We start from the raw sequence: 20,739 nt of genomic DNA on the forward strand, positions 1-20,739 counted from the left end.
TTCAGAATGACACACAGAAAACCAAGTAGCGCATTATATAGAAGATCACCCTGAACTTGATTAAGAGTCTTGGAAAGGTTTAAGCATTCTGGATCGTAGATGCTGAAATAAATTCAGCATTACCTAAATATTTTATTTGTTACTACTAATTAGAGCGTCACTCTGAACTTGTTTCAGAGTCTATTGAAAGGTTTAAGTATTCTGGAAAGTAGATGCTGAAATAAATTCGGCATGACCTAAAATATTTTATTCTTCTAATTAGAACGTCACTCTGAACTTGTTTCAGAGTCTTCAAACTAACTTAGCCACATGTTCGACCCGACCTCTATCGACCTGCCAATAGTAGACATCCTGGAAGATGTCAAAGCGAAACTTTCAGATGAAAACACGCTTATCGTTCACGCCCCTCCCGGAGCAGGAAAAAGTACCCTCCTACCGCTGGCGCTACTTGAAGAAGCCTGGCTCAAAGACCAAAAAATCATCATGCTGGAGCCGCGACGACTGGCCGCCAAATCCATCGCGATGCGTATGTCTGAATTGCTGGGTGAGCAGGTAGGTAATACCATTGGATACCGCATCCGGTTTGAGAATAACGTCAGCGAACACACGAAAATTGAGGTGGTGACGGAGGGAATACTCACCCGGATGCTACACGGCGACAACTCGCTGGAAGGGGTAGGTCTAGTCATCTTTGATGAGTTCCACGAACGCAGCATCCATGCCGATGTTGCGCTGGCGCTGTGCCGGGAATCGCAACAGATACTCAGACCTGATTTGAAAATATTGGTGATGTCAGCCACGCTGAACATGCCGCAGCTCATCCAGTCACTGAAGGCACCCGTAGTGGAAAGTGAAGGACGCCAGTATCCGGTTGACATCATCCATGTGGGTGATCAAGACCAGTTTATGATCTCGGAGATGACAGCCAATACGATCATCAAAGCCTCTAAGGCGCATGAGGGCGATATCCTGGTGTTTCTGCCCGGGCAAGGAGAGATAACGAAGTGTGCAGATATCTTAAAACCGAAACTAAGAGGCTGGGCTATCCATCCGCTCTACGGACAGCTGCCCTACAACAAACAGAAAGCCGCCATCCTGCCGGATCGGGACGGGAGACGAAAAGTGGTTTTGGCGACCAACATAGCCGAGACGAGCTTGACCATTGAAGGTATCAAAATCGTGGTAGACACAGGCTTTGGCCGCACCATGAAATGGGACTCCAAATCAGGCTTATCTCGACTCGAAACCGTGCAGATTTCCAAAGACTCGGCGGATCAGCGAGCCGGACGAGCCGGACGATTGAGTCCGGGCGTGTGCTATCGAATGTGGTCTAAAGCCACAGGTGAACGCTTACAGGTACACCGCACGCCGGAGATCTTGGAATCTGATCTGTCGGGGCTGGCACTTGATCTTGCCAGCTGGGGCGTGATGGACCCAATGAGTTTAACGTGGCTATCGCCACCACCGAGAGGGGCGTGGCAGGCAGCTGTGCAAACATTGCATGAACTGGAAGCACTGGAAAACGGTCGCATCACCGAACATGGGAAAGCCGTGCACCGACTTCCTTGTCACCCGCGACTGGCACACATGATGCTGATGGCGGAAGAAGAAGACCTGGTGCCGCTGGCGGCCGATGTTGCGGCTCTGCTGGAGGAACGAGATCCGCTCGGGAAAGAAGCAGGCATTGACATTAACAACCGCATTGAAGCGCTACGCACCCATCGCAGGGAAAACCGGAAAGGTGGTCGCTTTGATCGGATTGAGAAGATTGCGCAATCCTATCGACAGCTGTTTGATGCGGAAGCCGACAATGATCACTTTGATCCGTATGAAACCGGATTATTAATCACGCATGCGTTCCCTGAACGCATCGCCCACAACCGGCCGGGCAACAATGCCCAGTTTAAGCTGGCTAACGGTCGCATAACCATGGCAGGTCACCGCGACGACCTGGCGCATGAGCAGTGGCTGGCGATTGCCAATCTCGATGCTAGGGATGGCATGGGTAAGATTTTCATGGCTGCCCCGCTCAACCCGAAAGATTTGGCTCCTCGCGTGAAAGAAGTGGAAGTGATCGAATGGGATACCGATGATGGCGGATTGAATGCCAGCAAAGACCTGCGGATCGGGAGCATTGTATTGAAATCCGTGCCGCTACCGGATCCCGATCCTTCTCGACTGAAAGAAGCCATAGTGGAGGCAATTAAGAAAGAAGGGCGCACGTTGCTGGATTGGAATGAGGATGTCGAGCAGTTACAAAATCGCGTGGGTTGCCTCCGTAAATGGAGGCCTTCCGGCGACTGGCCGGACTACAGCACCGACACCTTGCTGCTGACCAACGAAGAGTGGCTGGGACCATATTTGAACGACGTGAAGAAACCGCACGAGCTAAAGAAAATTAATCTGGTGGAGGTGCTGACCCACGCAATGGACTATGATCGGCAGCAGGAACTGAACCGATTAGCACCTGCCAAAATGGAAGTACCGAGCGGCTCGAATATTAAAATCATGTACCGTGACAATGGCGAGGCACCTGTGTTGGCCGCCCGCATCCAGGAGCTGTTTGGGATGGCCGAGACACCAACGGTGAACGATGGTACACCCATGCTGATTCATCTGTTATCTCCCGGCTTCAAGCCCGTGCAAGTGACCTCTGATCTGAAAAACTTCTGGAACAAGACCTACTTCGAGGTGCGCAAAGATCTGAAAGGCCGCTACCCTAAGCACCATTGGCCCGACGACCCATGGACCGCTGAGGCAGTGAGAGGGGTGAAGCCGCGTGGCGACAGCAAATAATTTGGATTGGTGTTACTCTACACAGAACAATTCCCCCTTAATAAAGGGGGATGTGTTGGTTTGTTGGTAAGCAGGTTGATGTCTTTCTCAAATAGCGCGGAAGTTACTTCCGTGTTTACATAGCTGTAGGTTGGAATAGATGCTTCCTTCGTCAGCATGACAGCACGGAAATAGAGGCGAAGATTATTTCTTTTTTTAAAGCATGGATAAAAATCGAAGCGTCATCCTGAACCTACCTGCTGGGAGGCAGGCACAGTGGAGGATCTGTTCCTTCCACTAGCATAAACCTCCCCTTGTGCTTTGCCATTAATTAAAGCTCAATTCAAGGCAAATCTCTTTGCGATTAGACGGGACAGAAGCCGGCCTGTTCCACGACGGACGAAGTAAGCCGGATGGCGCGAATATCAGTGGAGGTGGAATGGAGGGTGTTCTCTGCTGTTAATGATGAAGATTCTGAAACAAGTTCAGAATGACACATCATATTTTGTTAGCTGCTTATAATTAGAACGTCACCCTGAATTTATTTCAGGGTCTAACCTCCCCCTGCCATCACTCAATACCTTCGCACCCCCGAAACGTCGGACCGCCTCCAGAGGGGGAGACATTTCTTGTAGGGGATTTATAAAACCTCCTCCAATGCCTGGATACACATCTGGTTTTCTTCGGGGCGGCCGACGGAGATGCGGATGCAGTGGCTGATGGGGTCGTAGAGTGGGCGTACGAGCACGCCGCGTTCCATGAGCGCGTTGAAGACCTTCATTACTTCGTCTTTGTCCTTCCAGACGGTCATCACAAAGTTGGCGTAGGAGGGGACGTAGCGGATGCCGAGCCGGTCGAATTCCTTGTAGAGGTACTTGAGCTGCTGGGTGTTGTTGTCGATGGATTTTTTGAGGAAGGCGGTATCCTGTAGCGCGCCGATACCGGCAGCCTGTGCCAGTGCCGTGGGCTCAAAGGTGAGCTTCACCTTGTTGAGCGCATCGATGATTTTTTCATGCCCGATCCCGAATCCGAGTCGTACGCCGGCGATCCCGTAGGCTTTGCTGAAGGTGCGCAGCGTCAGGATGTTGGGGTAGTCCATCTCGAGGGAGTTGGGGAAGTCGGGGTGCAATGCCTCTGAGTACTCAAAGTAGGCTTCATCCACGATCACGAGGATGTGGTCGGGCACATGTTGCATGAAGCTGTCAAGTTCTTCCTGCGTGATCATGGTGCCGGTCGGATTGTTGACGTTGGCAAGGTAGATCACTTTGGTGTTGCGGTTGATCCGGCTTTTGATTGCTTCCAGATCAAAAGCATAGTCCTCTGTCATAGGCATGGCGACACAACGCACATTGTTGATGCGAGCCCAGTTGTAGATGATCACAAAGCCTCCCTCAGAGGTGAGGAACTCATCTTCTCCGGTGCACATGGCGCGGATGGCGTGCATAAGCACAGACTCAGAGCCATTGCCCATGAAAATCTGGTTTTCGGACTTGCCGTATCGTTTGGCCAGGGCTGCTTTCAGGTCGCGAGAGACCGGGTCGGGGTAGTAGTTGATGGACTCATACGCATCGATCACTGCTTGTTTGGACTTAGGTGAGTAGCCGAGCGTGTTTTCATTGTTCCATAGGATGGCAACCTTTTTCCAGCCGTACTCTTCCTGTAGCTGTGGGATGGTTTTGCCGGGTTGGTAGCTTTTGATGGCGGCTATATGGTCAGGTATTTGGATGTTCATGGTTTAGTTAACTAGTGAATTGGTGAATTAGTTGACTGGTTAAATAGTGAATTTGTTGAATGGTTGATTTGTGTGTTCATGTTACTAATTATTATTCCCAGCATCCGAGAAACGATTTTTCTTTAAAACTCAAAAACTGACCCAGACCTAAAGGGAGAGTTTATAAAGTGCCCTTTAGAGAATTTAAAGGGTAACCTTGAGCGTTTCACTAGATCTCAAAAAAAACTTTATCGGATGCTAAATTCATAGTTTTGTTTGATTAATTAACTGATTAACTAAAATACTAACTAACCAACCTCCCATTCTTCTTGTTTGCGGAAAACCACGCCTTTGAAAAGCCCCACAAGTTCGTCTCCCCTGGTCACACGCACGATGTATTGGCCCAGGCTTTTGGAGATGCTTTCTTTCTCGGCAGTGGCGATCAGCTCATCTCCCTCGAAAATTGGTTTGATGTGGTTGATCGATGTTTCAATGGAAACCGCTTTTTGGCCATGGGAGTTCGATGCGAATGCAAACGCCGAATCAGCGAGCGAAAAGGAGATACCTCCATGTGCGACACGATGACCGTTGAGCATTTCTTCCCGCACGGTCATTTTGATCTGCGCATAGCCTTCGCGCACGTCGAGCACGTCTACTCCCAGCCACTGACTGAAGGAGTCGTTGGCCATCATCTCGGCGACTATTTTTTCGGGTTTGGTTTGCATTTGAATAAAATGAGATTCTTCGCTGCGCCTGCCTTTGTCGGCAGACAGGCTCAGAATGACATGCTAAATATAATTTGTGTCATGCTGAGGAACGAAGCATCTCGTCAATAAAACGTTTTGCCTTCTTCTTTCATTCTTCGTAACAACGGACTGCATCGGTAGCGGTCTTCGCGGTACTCGTCGTACAGCGCATCCATTTTCTCCACACACCAATCAATGCCTTTTTCATCTGCCCACTTTAGCAAACCTTTTGGGTAGTTCACCCCCTTAGTCATGGCGGTATCAATGTCTTCCCGGCTGGCGATATTTAGAAACAAAGCATCAGCGGCTTCATTGATCAGCATCGCTAATGTACGATCCAGGATGGCTTGTCCAAGTTGCTCGTCTTTTTTCGGTTGCGGCTTCTCTGCACCTTCGGCGTAATCGTAATAGCCTCTGCCTGACTTGCGTCCCAGGAAGCCGGCTTCTGACATCCGCTTCTGCGTGAAGGATGGTCGGTAGCGTGGATCGTAAAAGAATGACGCAAAGACTGTTTCCGTCACCGTGTAATTGATATCATTTCCGATGAAGTCCATCAGCTCGAATGGTCCCATTCGGAAGCCTCCCAGCTCTTTCATCGCCCAGTCGATCGTAACAAAATCAGCTATGCCTTCTTCGTACATACGCAGCGACTCACCGTAAAATGGTCGGGCCACTCGGTTCACAATGAAGCCGGGTGTGTCTTTTGCAAGCACGGTCAATTTCTTCCAACTGTCGACCCAGTCTTTGGCTTGCTTGGTGGTTGCTTCAGCGGTTTGCACTGCTGGAATAATTTCTACCAGTGGCATCAAAGGAGCGGGATTGAAAAAGTGAATGCCCACAAATCTGGACGGGTCTTTCAGTGCCGATCCGATGGAAGCCAGCGAAAGCGAAGAGGTATTGGACGCAATGATCGTGTCTTCCCGCACAATCTCTTCGACTGCTTTAAATACTTTCTGTTTGATCTCCAGGTTCTCTACGATCGCCTCGATCGCCAGGTCCGAGTTTTCGAAGTATTGCTGGTCTTCGGTAAAGTCGATTCGCCCGAGGATCTTATCAGCAGTGGCCTGATCGATCTTTTCTTTTTCCACAAGTCGGTTCATCACCTTGACTAAGCTGGCGGAGGATTTCTCCAGAATGTCACTATTGGTATCGTTGATCACCACATCCCATCCGGCTGTGGCGGCTACCTGCGCTATACCGGTTCCCATGGTTCCGGCTCCTATCACACTTAATTTTGGCATTATTCTCCTTTAAAATTCGGTTTTCGTTTCTCCATGAAGGCCTGCACGCCTTCTTTGTAATCGTTTGTTTCGGTGGCTTTGAACTGCCACTCTTTTTCCATTTCCAGTTGCTGATTCAGGTCATTGTTGAATGACTGGTTCAGCAGGTGTTTCGTATAGGCCAGCCCTTTCGTTGGCATATTGGCCAGCTTCTGCGAAATCTTTTCTGCTTCTTCTGCGAATGAATCATCAGGGAATACCTTGTAGATCATACCCATCTGCTCCGCCTCTGTTGCAGATACTTTATCTCCCAGCATCATCAGCGCAGACGCCTTTCCAAATCCGATGATTCGTGGAAGGGTAAATGTCCCACCACTGTCGGGTACTAGACCTATTTTGCTGAAGGCCTGAATGAAAGCGGAAGATTCAGTCGCTACGCACACATCACACGCTAGCGCGATATTCGCTCCTGCACCGGCAGCTACACCATTCACTGCTGCAATGATTGGTTTTTCGATGGTCCGAATTTGTCGGATGATCGGGTTATAGTGTTCATCTACGATCTGTTCAATCTCCAGTCCATTATCGGCGATGGCTTCCTGCAGGTCTTGTCCCGCACAAAAGGCTTTACCATTTCCGGTGAGCTTAATCGCTCGCACGGAATCATCTTTAGCAAAATCATCCAATGCTTTTTGGGCGGCCATGGCCAGCTCTTTATTGAAGCTATTGAAGACATCAGGACGGTTGAACGTCAGGATGCCGAGGGTGTCTTTTTTGGTTATTTGAAGGGTGTCTGACATGTGGTTAATGTTTGGGATGCGAAGTTAAATATTATACGCTTTCTATTCCCCTTATATCTCTCTGCAATGATTTCTTATTTTGTCTCAAGCCGACGGGCTCTTCATTTTTGCCTTGATGCAAAAACGAAGCAAAAAGATCAAGGCTGTAAATCTCTTGCTAAAAAATTGAATTGGTTTCGTATGTAAAATCAAACTCCCCGCCACTGGCGGGTCAGACAGTGATTTTACAGGGTAATTCTACAAAATTCAATTTTTTTACGCTCATGATTTAATGCCTTCTGTTACGCTGTTCCAACGATTGGGAGTGCGAACTTGGAGCTTGCGGCTTGCCTCTTGAAGCTTAATGACACTTAAAATAATCAAACGGCTCCAGACAGTCTTTGCACTTGAAAAGCGACTTGCAGGCGGTGGAGCCAAATTCGCTGACGAGCTCGGTATTTTTAGAGCCGCATTGAGGACACTCGATGTTTTCCGGAGCAGTGGGGTTGGGAGGGGCGATTCCGTACTCTTTGAGTCGCTGCTTCCCCTTTTCCGTCATCCAATCGGTGGTCCAGGCAGGGGAGAGGACGGTCGAGATCTTGAAATGCTCTATGCCTTCTTTTTTCAGGGCATTATGGATATTTTTTTCAATTTCCAGCATGGCCGGGCAGCCGGAATAGGTGGGGGTGATGATCACTTCCACAAAATCATTGGTAATTAATACATCACGGATGATGCCCAGGTCACGCACCGAAATGACCGGTATTTCCGGATCGGTAACGTTTTCAAGGATTTGGTAAATCGTTGATTGGTTAATTAGTTGATTCGTATTTGTCCTTTCTTCGCTCATCTGCCTAATTAACTATTTAACTAGTCGACTAGTTTCTAATCACCACTCCTGACCCGGATACGCTCTTTGCAAAAACTGAAGATCAGAAAGGATATATCCTAAATGCTCTGTGTGTGTACCGTCTTTACCACCCTTATGAGTGTAGGTACTTTCAGGGATTTCCAAAGTAGCTTCAGTTAGCACTTTCCGGATTTGAGCATCTCTTTTTTCTTTCAATACAGCCAAATCAATACCATATCCATCTTCTAATGCCTTTTGCTCAGTCTCATTGGGTAATGTAAGCTCTCCGGAATAGGACCACAGTTCCTCAATAGCTGCATTCATGCGTTTGTGGCTCTCTTCTGTGCCGTCTCCCAGTCGAATCACCCAGTCACTACTCCACTTGACGTGATAAAGTGCTTCTTTGTGTGATTTTGCTGCAATAGCAGCGAGCTGTTCATCATTGCTATCCATCAGCATCTCATAAAAATGAACACTAAAGGTGTCATACAGAAACTGACGGAAAATGGTCTGCGCAAAATCCCCATTTGGCATTTCTACCAACAATACATTGCGGTAATCCCATGCATCACGGAATGCGACAATTTCATCTTCTGATTTTCCTTCACCCTGTATTTCAGCTGCGTATTGATACCACATGCGTGCCTGACCGATGAGGTCAAGGCTGATGTTGGTCATTGCAATGTCCTGCTCCAGGATAGGACCGTGTCCGCACCATTCAGCTAGCCGTTGGCCCAGAATCAGGCAGTTGTCTGCATGTTGAATGACGTAGTTGTATTTAGTTGACTGTGTCATTAATTCAATTTTCTTCTCCTTCTGTAAATCAGTGTGATAATTGTTGCAATGATGGAGGTTAGAACGATCATTACATATGCTTTACTTCGTCTGGCAAGTCATAAAATGTTGGATGTCTATACACTTTATCTTTCGCCGGCTCATACATGGGATCTGAATCGTCCGGATCTGAGGCTGTAATGTTTTCCGATTTCACTACCCAAATACTTACACCTTCATTTCTTCGAGTGTACACATCTCTTGCATTCTGAATCGCCATTTCTTCATCTGCAGCATGGAGACTCCCCACATGTTTGTGATTAAGTCCTGCCTTGCTTCGAATGAAGATTTCCCATAGAGGCCAATTTTTCATAGTATTTTGATTAATTCGTTTAAATAGTTGATTGGTTAATTGGTTTTCTCTCTTCCTCTTTTCTCTTCTTTAACTATTCTTCCAATTAACCAATTACTAAGCAGCCGCCTGCTTTTTCTTTGCCTTTTTCTCTGCATGTGATGCTGCAGCGTCTCTTACCCACGCTCCATTATCGTATGCATTTCTTCTAGCGTCTACTCGCTGCTTATTACATGGACCATTACCTTTGATCACATTGAAAAATTCTTCCCAATCGATCTCACCAAAATCATAGTGTCCCCGCTCCTCATTCCATTTCAAATCTTTGTCAGGAATGGTGATTCCTAACAGGTCAGCCTGAGGTTTGGTCACATCAACAAACTTCTGACGAAGCTCGTCATTGGTAAATCGTTTGATACCCCATCTCATAGACTGCTCAGTATGTGTAGAATCCTTGTCTTGTGGACCAAACATCATGAGTGATGGCCACCACCACCTATTCAAGGCATCTTGTGCCATTTTTTTTTGTTCTTCTGATCCTCTGCAAAGCGTTAACATAATCTCGAATCCTTGACGCTGGTGGAAAGACTCTTCTTTACACACCCTCACCATTGCTCGAGCATACGGACCATATGAAGCTCTACATAATGGCACCTGATTCATAATAGCTGCACCGTCAACCAGCCAGCCAATCGCACCCATATCAGCCCATGTTAAGGTAGGGTAGTTGAAGATGGATGAATACTTTGCTTTTCCTGAGTGAAGATCCTGAAGCAACTGATCCCTTTCAACACCCAAAGTCTCACATGCACTATATAAATAAAGGCCGTGACCTGCCTCATCTTGTACTTTAGCTAATGCAGCTGCCTTTCTCCTCAATGTAGGTGCACGAGTAATCCAATTTGCTTCGGGCAACATCCCTACGATTTCCGAGTGAGCGTGCTGGGAAATCTGACGGATCAATGTCTTTCGATAATTCTCCGGCATCCAATCTTTTGGCTCGATTCGGATGTCCTTATCAATCTTTTCGTTAAACCGATCTTCTAAACTCTTAATATCCATGCCTTAAAGTTAATTAGTTATATAGATAACTGGTTGATTAGTAGATTAGTTTGAAGAATTTCCTAATCCACCAATTAACTCGTCAACTAAAGATTTAAACATCAAAATTCAACTTCACCTTATCCGTCTTTGGGTAAGACTGACAGCTCAGTACAAGTCCCCTTTTCAACTCATCAGGCTCAAGTGCATAATTGACATCCATTTCCACTTCACCTTCTTCTACTTTACACACACAAGTAGAACAAACACCTCCTTTACAAGCGTAAGGAAGATCAGCACCATTATCAAACGCCACATCCAAAATAGACTTATCAGAGTCGTAAGGGAAAGTCAGACTGTTACCATCTAAAACCACCGTAATTTCTGCATGAGCCTTTTCGTGTTTTACTTCTTTTTCTTTGCCTCCTAGCTTGCCAACAGGTGAAGTAAAGAGCTCCAAATGGATACGATCTTCTGGCACACCTAAATTTTTCAACTCGCTCTGGACAGCAAGCATCATTTCTTCAGGACCACATGTGAAATAGTGATCCACTGATTCCGGATCAAAAAAACGTCTGGCATACCCTTGAATTTTCTCTTCATCAATCCTACCATTAAAGAGATCTGATTCTTGACGCTCTTTGCTTAGCACATGATAGAGACTAAATCGGCCCATGTATCGATTTTTCAAAGCTTCCAATTCTTCCTGAAAGATGATAGAACCTGTTCTTCTATTGCCATAGAATAAAGTGAACTCACTTTCGGGTTCGGTTCGGAGAGTGGTTTCTATGATCGACATGATAGGGGTGATCCCACTACCACTTGCAAATGCTACATAAGAATTGGCATTTTCAGGGTCTAATGGCACATAAAAGTGTCCATGTGGAGGATTTACCTCAATTTCGTCACCTTCTTTTAAATCCTCATTGGCCCAAGTAGAAAACCTTCCACCTTCTAATTTTTTGATCGCTACAGTCAGCTTTTCGTCAATTGGGCATGAGCAAATGGAGTATGACCTTCTGGTATCCTCACCATCAATTTCTTTCTTCAGTGTGAGGTGTTGGCCCTGGGTAAATGCAAACTCTTCTCTTAAATCTCCAGGTATTTCAAAAGTGACTGCTACTGATTCTTCAGTAGGTCTGGAAAGCTCAGCGACTTTAAGGGTATGAAATTTTGCCATGTTTATTTTTTGAGTCAGGCAAAACTAACTATCGCAAAGGTTTTAAAATTGTTTTAGTCCAAGCTTCTCCCTGATTATTGTCACCTTTTCCTCTATCCGTTCTTCTAAGGGGTGACTTATTAAGAAATATTTTTCACCATCATCTAATTTGATGAATGCTTGAAACTCATGATTTGAAACAATGTTTTGCCTATTGGAGAGCGAATACATTGTTTGCTTTGTTTTTACTTTGTTGATAAAGATTTTTTCAATTGTGTCATATTTTTTGATGGCACCAAACTTTCTCCCCATGGTCCAAATACCATCAAAAATGGTTTTCTTTTCTTCATTGATAATGATGATATAGGAGGCAAACCAAATGGCTGGAAGTATGGAGGCTATACCAATTGCAATAAAAATGGACCAAGGCTCAGGCAAAGCATCCATTAGTTTAATGGTAATGAACACAATGGCTAAAACTGAAAATAGCCTTATGGGAAGACGCACAACTTTTCCTTTATTTATTCGAACGATCTTCATTGCTCGTCTAAAGTACCAAACTATTTTCGCACAACCGAGTTTTTGACACATATGAAAGAAATTGCGCTTTTCCCTTTGAATATCGTAGCGTTTCCCGGAGAGGCAGTCAATCTTCACATCTTCGAACCACGCTACAAAGCCTTGGTAAACGATTGCCTTGACAAGGGTGTAAATTTTGGTATTCCCTCTTATGTGCTTAATAAAATTGATTTAGGCACAGAAGTTGAAATTATTGAAGTAACCAAAAAATACGATGACGGGAGAATGGACATTAAGACCAGGGCACTCGAACCTTTTCAGGTATATGATTTTTGGAATCCATGGAACGATTTGGAGTATGCCGGGGGTAAGGTCGATTATCTCGAAATAGATAATACACCTGCGGATCCAAGCTTACTTTATCAATTCAAGGAAATGAGCGCACGATTGTTTGGTTGGCTAGGAGAAGTCGATGTGCCTGATATTTCTTCCATTACTTCAGTCTATGATATTGGCCATAAAATTGGTTTGAAACCGGAAGAAGAATACCAATTGTTAGATATTCCGAATGAAAACGACCGACTGCTTTTCGCAATTAAACACCTGGAGCATTTATTGCCAGCATTAGAAAGAGCTCAAAATGCGCAGGATCGTATTAAACAAAATGGTCATTTCAAGCATTTGGATCCATTAAAATTTTAGCATCAGGCTATTACCCCTCGATTCAATTAATAATTTCACAGATTCCATGTAATTTCCCATCATGATCGAAATCAGCGGATTTGGGGTTGTTTTGTTGTTCCTGATAGGGGGCATTTCATTTTTGATGATTACGCTGTTGGTAGGAAAAATACTGCGTCCTTCTAGACCAACCAAAGAGAAACAAACCACCTATGAGTCAGGTGAAGAACCTTCTGGAACGGCCTGGGGTCAGTTTAATGTCCGTTTTTACATTATCGCGCTCATCTTTTTGTTGTTTGAAGCTGAACTCGTTTTCCTTTTTCCCTGGGCAACCGTTTTTGGGGATGAGGAACTTATTCAAGAAACTAACGGTCTGTGGGGCAAGTTCTCAATGATTGAAACCTTCATATTTATAGGAATTCTTTTGATTGGATTAGCGTATGTATGGGCAAAGGGCATGTTGGAATGGGTAAGGCCAAAACCAAAAGCCTCAGATTATATTTCAAAGATTCCGAACAGCGCCTATAAAAAATTCGAATGAGCAATAGCGAAGAGATAAATATTGGTGGATTAAAGACAGGTGAGGGTGGAATTATTGTGTCCAAACTCGATGATCTTTTGAATTGGGCCAGGCTTAGTAGCTTGTGGCCTGTTGGTTTTGGCCTGGCCTGTTGTGCTATTGAGTTTATGTCTACATCGTCCTCTGCTTATGATCTGGATCGCTTCGGTGTGATACCAAGAAACTCACCCCGCCAGGCAGATGTCATGATTGTGTCCGGAACGGTTACATTTAAAATGGCTGATCGAGTCAGACGACTTTATGAGCAAATGGCTGATCCGAAGTATGTTATTTCCATGGGCTCATGTGCCAACTGTGGAGGGCCGTATTGGGAACATGGGTACCATGTGCTGAAAGGAGTGGATCGAGTGATTCCCGTTGATGTGTATGTGCCCGGGTGCCCGCCGAGACCGGAAGCATTGATTGGAGGATTTTTGAAGTTGCAGGAAAAAATCAGAACTGAATCTGTTCTGAGACCGAAAGCATTAGAAAAATTAATGGAGAAGGATGCTGTTTGAAGAAATTAAAACGGTTCTTGAGAAAGAAATTCCAGGCGCTGTTACTGGAGAGGATTTGGCGTCAAGTCCGCCGGCATTGATCATTGATGGGAGTCATTTAAAATCTGTATGCGAAATTCTTCATACCCATGATCAACTCTACTTTGATTCATTGTCCTGCTTGACAGGCTTGGATAACGGTGAAGAAAAGAACACAATGGAGGTGGTTTATAATCTCTACAGCATTCCGTATGAACTTCATCTTTCATTAAAAGTAATTTTAGATCGATCCGACCCTGAAGTTGATTCTGTCTCTGAAATATGGAGAACAGCCGACTGGCACGAGCGGGAAGCTTACGACCTCTTGGGTATTAAATTCAAGGGGCACCCTGATTTAAGAAGAATTTTATTGCCTGAAGACTGGGAAGGACATCCATTAAGAAAGGATTATCAGGAGCAGGAAGTGTACCATGATGTAAAAGTGAAATATTAATCATGGTAGAGTCATTCCTTACTAAATCTGAGCCATTAAAGTATAAAGAATCAGACCTCAAAACCGAGGAGATGATTATCAATGTAGGGCCCCAACATCCTGCCACTCATGGTGTGCTGAGGTTGGAGGTGGTGACTGACGGAGAAATAGTTGTAGACGTCATTCCTCATCTGGGTTACCTGCATCGGTGTTTCGAAAAGCATGCTGAATCACTCGCCTACAACCAAACCATTCCATACACCGATCGGATGGATTATGTAGCAGCGATGAATAATGAATGGGCGTTTGTGATGGGGGTGGAGCGAATGCTTGGGATCGATAAGGAAATTCCTAAAAGGATAGAATATATCCGAGTACTTGTTTCTGAGCTAAATCGCCTAGCATCGCATTTTGTTGCTATTGGGACCTACGGTCTTGATATTGGTGCTGTTACTCCATTTCTGTGGATGATGCGTGACAGGGAGCATATTTTAAGAATGCTGGAATGGGCCAGTGGAGCTAGAATGCTCTACAATTACATATGGGTGGGTGGCTTGTTTTTTGATCTCCCGGTTGGATTCGAAGAACGCTCCAAAGAGTTTGTAGATTATTTAAAGCCCAAACTGAAGGATACGGAAGACCTGTTGATTTCAAATAAAATATTTGTAGAGCGAACAGCCAATGTTGGTGTACTTCCCAAAGATTTAGCAATCAATTACGGAATTACAGGCCCAATGCTTCGAGCATCAGGGTTACGCTTCGATTTGAGAAAAGTGGATGGCTACAGTGTATATCCTGAGTTAGATTTTGAGGTTCCGGTTGGGGAAGGGAAAATGGGAACTGTTGGTGATTGTTGGGATAGAAATTGGGTGAGGTATCAGGAGTGCTGGGAGTCCATAAAGATTATTGAGCAATGTGTGGAAAAGCTTTTGGGTGAACACAAACGCACCAAAGATTTTGATCCTAGAGCATTGGTACCTAAGAAAATCAGGCCAAAGGCTCAGGATTTTTATATAAGAGCTGAGAACCCGAAAGGTGAACTTGGATTTTTCTTTAGATCAGATGGGAGATCAGATCAACCGGACAGGTGTAAGGCCCGGGCGCCCAGCTTTTCAAATCTTTCAGTGCTCAGAGAAATTAGCCGTGGTTGCATGGTTGCGGATTTATTTGCGATTGTCGGTTCTCTTGATTTTGTTATGGGAGAAGTAGATCGTTAGGTTATGCATAAAATCCTCACGTCAGAACAAATACGAGAAGCGGATAAGTATACCATAAAGCATGAGCCCATTTCCTCAATCGATTTGATGGAGCGGGCTAGTGAAGAGTTTGTTTTACGGTTCCTTGAAGTCAACCGGGACAAGCAACCGGTTAAGATTTTTTGTGGTGTGGGCAACAATGGAGGAGATGGACTGGCGATTGGAAGATTGCTAAAAGAAAAAGGATGGGAGGTTTTAATATATGTGGTTGGAAACCCGAGGAAAGGGTCTGACGACTTTAAAACCAACCTCGATCGATCAGAACTTTATGCTGTTATCGATTCTGAGAAGGACTTACCCAAAATTGCCGAATCAGACATAGTTATTGACGGACTATTCGGTTCAGGTTTATCCAGACCGCTGGAAGGGTTTTACAAGGAGGTGGTTGAGTTTTTAAATGATCAGCAGTGCCTCAAATTTTCCATTGATATTGCTTCCGGACTGTATGCGGATCAGCCGCTACCTAAAGAGGCGATTGCCTTTCAGCCTGATTTTACTTTTTCATTTCAGGTTCCTAAACTTTCATTTTTTCAGCCCGAATGCCATCAATATGTCGGTGAGTGGCAGATCATAGATATTGGTCTGGATCAATCCTTTCTTCAAAAGCAGAAGTCAGATTTTAGATTTATCGAATTAGAAGATGTTGCTCACCTCTTTCCAACAAGGCAAAAGTTTACCCATAAGAATGAGGTCGGTAGGCTGCTGATTGTGGCTGGCAGCAAAGGAAAAATGGGAGCGGCAGTGCTTTGTACCAAGGCAGCTTTCAAAACCGGAGTAGGTTTAGTCAATGCCTGCGTACCGAAATGTGGAATTGATATCATGCAGGTAGCCATCTCGGAGGCCATGGTTCTTGATGGAAAAGGGACGAATGAGATTCATTCCATTCCAACAACTGAGGATACCGTTCTTCTAGGACCTGGAATTGGTACAGGCAAAAAGACACTGGAAGCATTTGAAAACTTCATTCGATCATCAAAGCAGCCGATGGTAATAGATGCTGACGGATTAAACCTGTTAGCCAAAAAGAAGGCATTATTAAAGCAGGTACCCAAAGAATCTATTTTAACCCCTCATCCGGGAGAGTTCAAACGATTGGTTGGGAGTTGGAAAGATGACTTTGATAAGTTAGGCAAGCTGAGGTCGTTCTCTCAAGAATATAAGTTGAATGTAGTGTTAAAAGGCGCCTACTCGGCTGTCTGCAATTCAGAGGGGGTTATTGCATTTAACTCTACCGGAAATCCGGGCATGGCCACCGCAGGAAGCGGAGATGTACTAACCGGGATAATAGGTTCTTTACTTGCTCAGGGACTATCACCATACGATGCGCTAATGCTTGGAGTCTACCTGCATGGGCTAGCAGGAGATGAGGCTGTAAGGGAAGCAAAAATTCCATGGATTCAAGCATCTGATATCATTGAATATACCTCAGAAGCTTTGTGTTCTATTATGAATCGAACCCTTTAGACTAACCCTCCCAATAATTCGACAAAGTAATTCAGCCTGCTTATTTTGATTGAAATCAACGATTTCTGTTTTAGATCTTTATAAAATGAGCCTGTGAACGTTAAAGTATGTTTAATATTTTATTTTGATTGTGAACAATATGAAAAAAAATGCGTAATTTGTATACACTACCATGCGCAATAAACTGACCATACTAGCGTTTCTGCTCACCTTAAGCATAGCCTCCCTCGCACAGGGAGAGTCAGAATTGACGCAGGATGTCAAAATAAGCATCTATCCCAACCCTGCAGTGGAGTTTATCTTCGTTCAGTTTGAAGGAGAATCTTCTGAAGTAGAATTCGAGTTGAATTCAATGATTGGAAATAAACTTCAGATTAAACCCGAAGAGGTAGGTCATAACAAGTACAAGATTCCAGTCAAGGACCTTGCTACCGGTTACTACTTTTTAGTTGTAAAGGATGAGGATAAACGATTCAGAAAAGCTTACAAGTTTTTGAAACACTAAATATTATTAAGATCAAGACATAAAAAAACCTCCAATCGGAGGTTTTCTTTATTATGTCTATTTCTAATCTACTCCTGTAGTTGTGAGTAGTAGGTATTAAAGAGCTCCTCATATGCAGCTGCCTGCTCCCGATCACCATTTGCCCGATAGGCTCTGGCAATTTCATTCAGCGACAATAGTTGCTTCTGTAGTTCATTGGTGTCTGTGCGATCATTGGCGAAGTAATAATCTAGCCACTGTGAAGCATAAGATGACGTTCTTTCAGCAACATAGTCCGCCAGTTCTTGCTCGCCTACTTTCAGTAGCATATCCACTTGCTGTACGCTAAAGAAATCAAAAGGCACGGCCTCATCAGGCATTACTTCAAGGCATTTCTTCAAGACCTCTGAAGCACGTGCGTAATCACCCTCAGCAATGAGATTCTCTGCAAGGGTATTAAAGGTAGATCTTGAATTCAGCACAAAACCCATATAATCCTGCGTATAGTATACGTCTGGGTCATCCAGATTTGTCCAGCTGAATTTGTTCATCACATTGTCATACATCACCTCAGTATTCACCGGGTAACCGGATCTTGGATTCGTATTTCTGATCGGTAACACACGATATGCCATGCCTTCTTGAACCACATGATTCCTCATGTCGATGTTAAGCTGAGCAATAGATGTATTGTTCAAGTAAATCGGTCGCTCCCAGTTAGAGTTAACAAGCAGATCTAAAAATGCGAGATCCTTTTTCTCCAGCGCTCGTCCTTTAATATTTAAGATCATTTTATCCACGATCATGTGGTGCATGTCCTCCGGCACAATTTGCTTCGCCTTCACAGTATCTACTTCAAGGAAAAGTGTTCTTGCAGGTACTGAGTTGTATGCACTTATGGATGTTGGAATCTGCAGTCCTGGGTTTTCATCCTCAATAAACTTCAGCAGCAATTTTGCATTAACGGCATTTCCCTTTAACTCATCTCGTTCATAAACCGGCAAATAGTCATTCAAACCGCCTTGCTGGTATCGTTCTATAGATAATCCATATGGAAGTGGGTCAGACTCATATGCCTGACGTGCGGATTGCTGAATATACCAATCTGTATTGTAATAGCTTAAAACAAGCACACGGGCATCTGTTCGGTAGCCTTCAACCTCCTGCGCATACCACAATGGGAAAGTATCATTATCACCACCGGTATAGATGATGCCGTCGGGAGCTACCGATGACAAGTAATTTTTAGCTGCATCTACAGAAAAGTATCTGTCAGACCTGTCATGATCGTCCCAGTTTTCACTGGCCATCAAAACAGGGATGCATAACCCAATGATGGATGCAAGTACAGCCGCGATCTTTTTCTGTTTAGAAATATTCTTGAGCATGTCATAGAGCGCCATTACCCCAAAGCCGATCCAGATTGTGAAAATGTAAAATGAGCCGGCATAGATATAATCTCGCTCCCTTGGTTCAATCGGAGGAGTATTCAGGTAAAGCACAATGGCAATACCTGTCATGAAGAATAGCAGCGCAGTAGCAGAAAAAAGCTTGACATCTTTCTTATACTGAACAAACATTCCAAACAACCCTAGTAGTAGTGGAAGGCCGTAATAAATATTTCTTCCTTTATTGTTCGCTAGCACATCAGGCAATTTTTCAAATGCATCGGTGATTCCAACCCATCCGGCACCTTGTATGTCATGCTCTCTTCCGGAGAAATTCCACATAAAATATCTGAAATACTGGTGACCAAGCTGATGAACAATGAGGTAATAAAAATTATCTCCCCAGCTAGGTTTTTCGCCCTCTCTCAGTCCTGTCACTTGTCTGTATTTCTGAATGTGCGCAGGTGATGAGCTATACATTCGAGGTAAAATAGTGGTATGAGCAGGGTCATATACCTGCGTGACTTTGTAGTCTTTGATCACATACTCATCATCTCCTCTCATGTATACTGGGGCGCCTTTTTTATTTTCGATCAGGTCTGCCGTGTAGTAAGGTCCTTTGAAAAGCGGACGACTACCGTATTGCTCTCTTTTCAGATATGAAACGAAAGAGATGATCTCTTCCGGATTGTTCTCATCAATTGGTGGGTTGTAGTTACTTCTGATTACCGCGAGGGAATAAGATGAATACCCAATCAAAATGAAAGCCAGCGCGAGTAATGAGGTGTTCAATACATATTTGTTGTGTTTGATGGAATAGTGGATTCCATATACCAAACCCGCAATGACGGCCAATCCGAAGAAAATCACACCAGATCCAAAAGGAAGTCCCAGACTGTTTACAAAGAAGATCTCCATTTTCCCTGCGATAGATGGCAGTCCCGGAATCACTCCTTCCAGCACGATAAGTACGATCGCGGCAGAAATAAGCATGGTGTAGATGATGCCTTTTCTTGTTACTTTCTCATAATATCGGAAGTAGACAATTAGTCCTAGTACCGGAATAGCTACGAGGTTCAATAGGTGAACGCCAATGGAAAGCCCCATCATATAGGCGATCAATATTAACCACCGAGCTCGGTCTTGCTCTTTGGTCATATTTTCCCATTTAAGGATGGCCCAGAAAACGAAAGATGTGAAGAAGGCAGACATGCCATATACCTCAGCTTCCACTGCAGAAAACCAGAATGAGTCTGAAAAAGTACATGCAAGAGCACCTACCAAACCAGTTCCCATGATCATGATAGTGTCAGCAGTGGTTTCTTCCCCTTTTTTAACCTTTAAAGCTCTTTTGGCCAGGTGAGTGATCGACCAGAAAATGAACAGTACAAAGAATGCACTACTTAGTACACTGAGCATATTTACCCAGTACGCCACCTGAGTGACGTCTCCACCTGCCATCAGTGAAAACATTCTTCCGGTTAATAGGAAAAAAGGTGCTCCCGGCGGGTGTGGAACCTGCAGTTTGTATGAGCATGCAATAAACTCTCCTGCATCCCAGAAACTAGCGGTTGGCTCTACGGTAAGCACATAAGTTACAAGTGCAATAAGAAAGGCAATCCAGCCGGTGATGATATTAATCTTTTGGTATCCCATAGTCGAATTAATGTGAAGGGCGAAAATAGCAATTAACCCTAAGAATTTAGGGCATAGTCATATTGGATTTTGTATATCAAATGGTTTCGCAAGGTATTGAAAAAAGAGCCTTTAAATGCACTTTCTACGAATAGGCCTTCCTAAAGATGGTTTTTTTAACATCTTTTAAGTTAAGAAATGACTTTGGGACGCCCCACCGCACATTCCTTGCGGCCACACCGGCACTTGCGGGCAGGCCGCTGGGGTCCGATTGAAGTAAGATTATCAATTTAGTGTAAGCTTATTTTGTTCAATAACTCAATGTCCCCTTGAGGCGGTCCGACGTTTCTGGACTTCAGGGGTGTTTTGAATTAATA

General features: G+C 44.6%; 19 protein-coding genes. 8 read left to right on the forward strand and 11 right to left on the reverse strand.

Going from position 1 to position 20,739, the window contains the following annotated elements:
- Nucleotides 1-309: 309 nt before the first annotated feature.
- Nucleotides 310-2,796 carry an ATP-dependent helicase HrpB gene (gene hrpB / locus ACQK2H_RS04835; protein WP_425390338.1) on the forward strand — a complete coding sequence of 829 codons (2,487 nt, stop codon included), beginning with the start codon at nucleotides 310-312 and terminating at the stop codon, nucleotides 2,794-2,796.
- Between the two features lie 619 nt (nucleotides 2,797-3,415).
- Here the strand turns inward: hrpB and hisC are convergent.
- The 10 genes from hisC to ACQK2H_RS04885 form a co-directional block, all read right to left on the reverse strand.
- Nucleotides 3,416-4,507 carry a histidinol-phosphate transaminase gene (gene hisC / locus ACQK2H_RS04840; protein WP_425390339.1) on the reverse strand — a complete coding sequence of 364 codons (1,092 nt, stop codon included), beginning with the start codon at nucleotides 4,505-4,507 and terminating at the stop codon, nucleotides 3,416-3,418.
- Between the two features lie 287 nt (nucleotides 4,508-4,794).
- Entirely contained in the window at nucleotides 4,795-5,211 is a 417-nt protein-coding gene (gene paaI / locus ACQK2H_RS04845; protein WP_425390340.1) for a hydroxyphenylacetyl-CoA thioesterase PaaI, read from the reverse strand.
- A 104-nt stretch (nucleotides 5,212-5,315) separates the two neighbouring features.
- A complete protein-coding gene (locus ACQK2H_RS04850; RefSeq protein WP_425390341.1) occupies nucleotides 5,316-6,473 on the reverse strand; it encodes a 3-hydroxyacyl-CoA dehydrogenase NAD-binding domain-containing protein in 1,158 nt (385 codons plus the stop codon).
- A complete protein-coding gene (locus tag ACQK2H_RS04855) occupies nucleotides 6,473-7,252 on the reverse strand; it encodes an enoyl-CoA hydratase-related protein (protein ID WP_425390342.1) in 780 nt (259 codons plus the stop codon). Before ACQK2H_RS04855 ends, ACQK2H_RS04850 begins: the two co-directional genes overlap by 1 nt.
- Nucleotides 7,253-7,592: 340 nt before the next feature.
- Complete coding sequence (paaD, locus tag ACQK2H_RS04860) at nucleotides 7,593-8,081, reverse strand: 1,2-phenylacetyl-CoA epoxidase subunit PaaD (protein WP_425390343.1); 489 nt, start codon at nucleotides 8,079-8,081, stop codon at nucleotides 7,593-7,595.
- 39 nt (nucleotides 8,082-8,120) lie between these two features.
- Nucleotides 8,121-8,876, reverse strand: a complete 756-nt coding sequence (paaC, locus tag ACQK2H_RS04865; protein ID WP_425390344.1) for a 1,2-phenylacetyl-CoA epoxidase subunit PaaC — start codon at nucleotides 8,874-8,876, stop codon at nucleotides 8,121-8,123.
- A gap of 70 nt (nucleotides 8,877-8,946) precedes the next feature.
- On the reverse strand, nucleotides 8,947-9,228 hold the full coding sequence (paaB, locus tag ACQK2H_RS04870; protein ID WP_424963322.1) for a 1,2-phenylacetyl-CoA epoxidase subunit PaaB: 282 nt from the start codon (nucleotides 9,226-9,228) through the stop codon (nucleotides 8,947-8,949).
- Nucleotides 9,229-9,324: 96 nt separating this feature from the next.
- Nucleotides 9,325-10,269 carry a 1,2-phenylacetyl-CoA epoxidase subunit PaaA gene (paaA, locus tag ACQK2H_RS04875; protein WP_425390345.1) on the reverse strand — a complete coding sequence of 315 codons (945 nt, stop codon included), beginning with the start codon at nucleotides 10,267-10,269 and terminating at the stop codon, nucleotides 9,325-9,327.
- Between the two features lie 94 nt (nucleotides 10,270-10,363).
- Nucleotides 10,364-11,428 carry a 1,2-phenylacetyl-CoA epoxidase subunit PaaE gene (gene paaE / locus ACQK2H_RS04880; protein ID WP_425390346.1) on the reverse strand — a complete coding sequence of 355 codons (1,065 nt, stop codon included), beginning with the start codon at nucleotides 11,426-11,428 and terminating at the stop codon, nucleotides 10,364-10,366.
- Nucleotides 11,429-11,470: 42 nt separating this feature from the next.
- On the reverse strand, nucleotides 11,471-11,998 hold the full coding sequence (locus ACQK2H_RS04885) for a hypothetical protein (RefSeq protein WP_425390347.1): 528 nt from the start codon (nucleotides 11,996-11,998) through the stop codon (nucleotides 11,471-11,473).
- On the opposite strand from ACQK2H_RS04885, the gene ACQK2H_RS04890 reads away from it, so the two are divergent.
- From ACQK2H_RS04890 to ACQK2H_RS04920, 7 genes are all read left to right on the forward strand, one after another.
- Nucleotides 11,999-12,628 carry an LON peptidase substrate-binding domain-containing protein gene (locus ACQK2H_RS04890; protein ID WP_425390348.1) on the forward strand — a complete coding sequence of 210 codons (630 nt, stop codon included), beginning with the start codon at nucleotides 11,999-12,001 and terminating at the stop codon, nucleotides 12,626-12,628.
- 61 nt (nucleotides 12,629-12,689) lie between these two features.
- The gene (locus ACQK2H_RS04895; RefSeq protein ID WP_425390349.1) at nucleotides 12,690-13,148 is read left to right on the forward strand and encodes an NADH-quinone oxidoreductase subunit A; all 459 of its coding nucleotides are present in this window, start codon (nucleotides 12,690-12,692) and stop codon (nucleotides 13,146-13,148) included.
- On the forward strand, nucleotides 13,145-13,684 hold the full coding sequence (locus tag ACQK2H_RS04900) for an NADH-quinone oxidoreductase subunit B (protein WP_425390350.1): 540 nt from the start codon (nucleotides 13,145-13,147) through the stop codon (nucleotides 13,682-13,684). The genes ACQK2H_RS04895 and ACQK2H_RS04900 overlap by 4 nt, the downstream gene beginning before the upstream one ends.
- Nucleotides 13,674-14,156 (forward strand): NADH-quinone oxidoreductase subunit C, encoded by a 483-nt coding sequence (locus ACQK2H_RS04905; RefSeq protein ID WP_425390351.1) that lies wholly within the window; start codon nucleotides 13,674-13,676, stop codon nucleotides 14,154-14,156. The genes ACQK2H_RS04900 and ACQK2H_RS04905 overlap by 11 nt, the downstream gene beginning before the upstream one ends.
- 2 nt (nucleotides 14,157-14,158) lie before the next feature.
- Nucleotides 14,159-15,352 carry an NADH-quinone oxidoreductase subunit D gene (locus tag ACQK2H_RS04910; protein WP_425390352.1) on the forward strand — a complete coding sequence of 398 codons (1,194 nt, stop codon included), beginning with the start codon at nucleotides 14,159-14,161 and terminating at the stop codon, nucleotides 15,350-15,352.
- Nucleotides 15,353-15,355: 3 nt separating this feature from the next.
- Nucleotides 15,356-16,855: an NAD(P)H-hydrate dehydratase gene (locus ACQK2H_RS04915; RefSeq protein ID WP_425390353.1), complete on the forward strand. Its 1,500-nt coding sequence runs from the start codon at nucleotides 15,356-15,358 to the stop codon at nucleotides 16,853-16,855.
- 172 nt (nucleotides 16,856-17,027) lie between these two features.
- Nucleotides 17,028-17,360 carry a T9SS type A sorting domain-containing protein gene (locus ACQK2H_RS04920; protein WP_425390354.1) on the forward strand — a complete coding sequence of 111 codons (333 nt, stop codon included), beginning with the start codon at nucleotides 17,028-17,030 and terminating at the stop codon, nucleotides 17,358-17,360.
- 68 nt (nucleotides 17,361-17,428) lie between these two features.
- Here ACQK2H_RS04920 and ACQK2H_RS04925 read toward each other — a convergent pair whose 3' ends face one another.
- On the reverse strand, nucleotides 17,429-20,383 hold the full coding sequence (locus ACQK2H_RS04925; protein WP_425390355.1) for a glycosyltransferase family 117 protein: 2,955 nt from the start codon (nucleotides 20,381-20,383) through the stop codon (nucleotides 17,429-17,431).
- Nucleotides 20,384-20,739 lie beyond the last annotated feature (356 nt).

This window comes from Ekhidna sp. (assembly GCF_965228795.1).
Taxonomy (GTDB): domain Bacteria; phylum Bacteroidota; class Bacteroidia; order Cytophagales; family Cyclobacteriaceae; genus Ekhidna.

Coding starts and splice junctions, on each gene's coding strand:
- paaI (WP_425390340.1), bottom strand. CDS start 5,211: ATGCAAACCAAACCCGAAAAAATAGTCGCCGAGATGATGGCCAACGAC.
- ACQK2H_RS04925 (WP_425390355.1), bottom strand. CDS start 20,383: ATGGGATACCAAAAGATTAATATCATCACCGGCTGGATTGCCTTTCTT.
- hisC (WP_425390339.1), bottom strand. CDS start 4,507: ATGAACATCCAAATACCTGACCATATAGCCGCCATCAAAAGCTACCAA.
- paaD (WP_425390343.1), bottom strand. CDS start 8,081: ATGAGCGAAGAAAGGACAAATACGAATCAACTAATTAACCAATCAACG.
- ACQK2H_RS04905 (WP_425390351.1), top strand. CDS start 13,674: ATGCTGTTTGAAGAAATTAAAACGGTTCTTGAGAAAGAAATTCCAGGC.
- ACQK2H_RS04885 (WP_425390347.1), bottom strand. CDS start 11,998: ATGTGTCAAAAACTCGGTTGTGCGAAAATAGTTTGGTACTTTAGACGA.
- paaB (WP_424963322.1), bottom strand. CDS start 9,228: ATGAAAAATTGGCCTCTATGGGAAATCTTCATTCGAAGCAAGGCAGGA.
- ACQK2H_RS04850 (WP_425390341.1), bottom strand. CDS start 6,473: ATGCCAAAATTAAGTGTGATAGGAGCCGGAACCATGGGAACCGGTATA.
- paaE (WP_425390346.1), bottom strand. CDS start 11,428: ATGGCAAAATTTCATACCCTTAAAGTCGCTGAGCTTTCCAGACCTACT.
- ACQK2H_RS04895 (WP_425390349.1), top strand. CDS start 12,690: ATGATCGAAATCAGCGGATTTGGGGTTGTTTTGTTGTTCCTGATAGGG.
- ACQK2H_RS04890 (WP_425390348.1), top strand. CDS start 11,999: ATGAAAGAAATTGCGCTTTTCCCTTTGAATATCGTAGCGTTTCCCGGA.
- paaC (WP_425390344.1), bottom strand. CDS start 8,876: ATGACACAGTCAACTAAATACAACTACGTCATTCAACATGCAGACAAC.
- ACQK2H_RS04910 (WP_425390352.1), top strand. CDS start 14,159: ATGGTAGAGTCATTCCTTACTAAATCTGAGCCATTAAAGTATAAAGAA.
- hrpB (WP_425390338.1), top strand. CDS start 310: ATGTTCGACCCGACCTCTATCGACCTGCCAATAGTAGACATCCTGGAA.
- ACQK2H_RS04855 (WP_425390342.1), bottom strand. CDS start 7,252: ATGTCAGACACCCTTCAAATAACCAAAAAAGACACCCTCGGCATCCTG.
- paaA (WP_425390345.1), bottom strand. CDS start 10,269: ATGGATATTAAGAGTTTAGAAGATCGGTTTAACGAAAAGATTGATAAG.
- ACQK2H_RS04915 (WP_425390353.1), top strand. CDS start 15,356: ATGCATAAAATCCTCACGTCAGAACAAATACGAGAAGCGGATAAGTAT.
- ACQK2H_RS04920 (WP_425390354.1), top strand. CDS start 17,028: ATGCGCAATAAACTGACCATACTAGCGTTTCTGCTCACCTTAAGCATA.
- ACQK2H_RS04900 (WP_425390350.1), top strand. CDS start 13,145: ATGAGCAATAGCGAAGAGATAAATATTGGTGGATTAAAGACAGGTGAG.